This is a genomic window from Pseudomonas sp. (assembly GCF_049645325.1).
In the GTDB taxonomy this organism is placed as follows: domain Bacteria; phylum Pseudomonadota; class Gammaproteobacteria; order Pseudomonadales; family Pseudomonadaceae; genus Aquipseudomonas.
In genome coordinates this window covers 1-2,385 of sequence record NZ_JBARTQ010000333.1, presented here as the reverse complement: position 1 = coordinate 2,385, position 2,385 = coordinate 1, and the positions used below count along the sequence as shown (strand labels likewise).

Genomic DNA, 2,385 nt, shown 5'->3' with positions numbered 1-2,385 from the left:
TGTTCGATGATCGCCTCTGCCGACAATGCCGGCGTGTCCATGCACGTATGGCCGTCCTCCGGCAACAACACCGAGAACCCCAGCTCCACCGCCACGCGGCAGGTGGTGTCGATACAAAACTGGGTTTTCATCCCGACAATCACCAGTTCATCGACGTGGGCGGCTTTCAGTTGCTGCGCCAGGTCAGTGCCCAGGAAGCAACTGGGGCGGGTCTTGTTGAACAGGTGGTCGCGAGCCTCGTCCACGTCCAGGCCGTGCCACAGTTGCCAAAACGCGCTGCCGGCTTCGATCGGCGAGCCCGCCGGGCCGGTGTGGCGCGCGACGAAGATCGGTGCGTCGGCGGTACGGGCGCGCCTGATCAGTTGGTTGATGATGCTCAGCAGGCGTTCGCGTTCGAAGGGTTTTTGCGGTCCATCGTATAGACCGGTTTGCATATCGATGATCAACAGGGCGTTAGCCATGGTCTTGCTCCTTGCAGTGGCCAGAGGGCGAGGCAATAAAAAGGCCCCGTCCATTGCTGGCGGGGCCTTGGGTTGTTTCCGGGGTCTTTAGTTCAAGCACCCACAGCCACCGCACGGCCCGCCATTGGCGGTCGTGGTGGTGGTGCGGGTGAGGCACAGCTGAATAAGGTTCATGGCCCGATCATGCTGGGACGGGGGCGCAGCTGTCAACGGAGGTGTCCGGTTTCTTTTGGGGTAGCAGGGTGTTTCGCACGGCATCAAGGAATTCATCCGACAAGGAACTGCCCCGCGTTGCACGAGCAAGGGTGACGGCACCAATCATCATCGCGTACTTGGCCAGCATGGCCTGGCGGTCTTCGTCCTGAAGCTGCGCGAAAACCTCCAAAGACGTTTCAACGCCGTCGATAAACGCGTGTTGCAACGCGGTGTCGGCGGGCTCATGGCACATATCCGGGGTAAAAGCCGATATCGGGCAGCCGTCGCCTGGGTTGTCGCGGTGGTTGGCTGAAAAGTACGGGCGCAGGATGGCCTCGCGGGCGGTGGGCAAATCCTCACTGCGGCTGATCTTTTCCTGCCAGCCCAGGTTGGCGTGCTCGAAGGCCTTTTGGCACGCCTCGGTGGCGAGGGCTTCCTTGGATGCAAAGTGCCCGTAGAAGCCACCATGGGTGAGGCCGGCCGCCGCCATCACGTCCGACAAGCTGATGCCGTGCAGGCCGCGCTCACGGAACAGGTGAGTGGCGGCTTCGACGATGATTCCACGGTTGAGGTCGGCTTGTTTGCGCGAGACGCGAGGCATGGCGGGGCTCTCAGGATAAAAGGCGGACACTGGCTGAAACGTACAGGAATGGCGGCCATTCTAAAATAGATTTGTTCGGGAATGTATTATTTGGCGGGCGCTGCAGCCCGCTGAAACCGCTGCCTATGGCCGTTCTTGAGGCTCTGCACCGGCGCACCGTTCCTCAGCTAAGTCTTTGCTTATTCAAGAGAATCCCGGACAATCGCGCGCTTGTTATGGTCGGGGCGCTGCCTGTCAGGTTTTTCTGACTCGTCCCGGCCATGGAAATGCGGAGATCCGACCGGATGAATGATCAGGCCAATAGCGTCGACGAACGCTATCAGACGACACCTGCAACCCTCACGCGCTGGAGCCGCCAGGACACCACCTGGATGCTCGGCCTGTTCGGCACTGCCATTGGCGCCGGCACTTTGTTTTTGCCTATCAACGCGGGCCTTGGGGGCTTCTGGCCGCTGGTGATCCTGGCGCTGCTGGCTTTCCCGATGACGTTCTTTGCCCACCGTGGCCTGACCCGTTTCGTGCTGTCCGGCCGTGAAGGTTCCGACATCACTGACGTGGTCGAAGAGCATTTCGGTCTGAAGGCCGGTGCGCTGATCACGTTGTTGTATTTCTTCGCGATCTTCCCGATCCTGCTGATCTACAGCGTGGCACTGACCAACACGGTCAGCAGCTTCATGGAACACCAACTGCACATCCTGCCGCCGCCCCGCGCGATCCTGGCGTTTGTGCTGATCCTCGGCTTGCTGGCCGTGGTGCGTTGCGGTGAGCAAGTGATCGTCAAGGCCATGAGCCTGATGGTGTACCCGTTCATCGTCGCGTTGCTGTTCCTGGCGGTGTACCTGGTGCCGCACTGGAATGGCGGCATCCTCAGCACCGCCCGCGAGGTGCCCGCGCCATCGGCGTTGCTCAGCACCCTCTGGCTGGCGATTCCGGTGATGGTGTTCTCGTTCAACCATTCGCCGATCATCTCGGCCTTTGCGGTGGACCAGAAGCGCCAGTACGGCGAACACGCCGAGGAACGCAGCTCGCAGATCCTGTCCCGGGCACACATCCTGATGGTGGTGATGGTGCTGTTCTTCGTGTTCAGTTGCGTACTGACCCTGTCGCCGGCGCAACTGGCCGAAGCCA

3 protein-coding genes are annotated in these 2,385 nt (G+C 61.0%); 1 reads left to right on the top strand and 2 read right to left on the bottom strand.

From position 1 onward, the window contains the following. Positions 1–461: cysteine hydrolase family protein (locus WBB95_RS14900; RefSeq protein ID WP_424488281.1), on the bottom strand; the 461-nt coding region annotated here is incomplete at its 3' end. 181 nt (positions 462–642) lie between these two features. Then, positions 643–1,257 carry a TetR/AcrR family transcriptional regulator gene (locus tag WBB95_RS14895; protein ID WP_424488280.1) on the bottom strand — a complete coding sequence of 205 codons (615 nt, stop codon included), beginning with the start codon at positions 1,255–1,257 and terminating at the stop codon, positions 643–645. Between the two features lie 284 nt (positions 1,258–1,541). Between WBB95_RS14895 and WBB95_RS14890 the strand changes: the two genes are divergently transcribed. Beyond that, the coding region (locus WBB95_RS14890; RefSeq protein ID WP_424488279.1) for an aromatic amino acid transport family protein at positions 1,542–2,385 on the top strand (844 nt) is incomplete at its 3' end.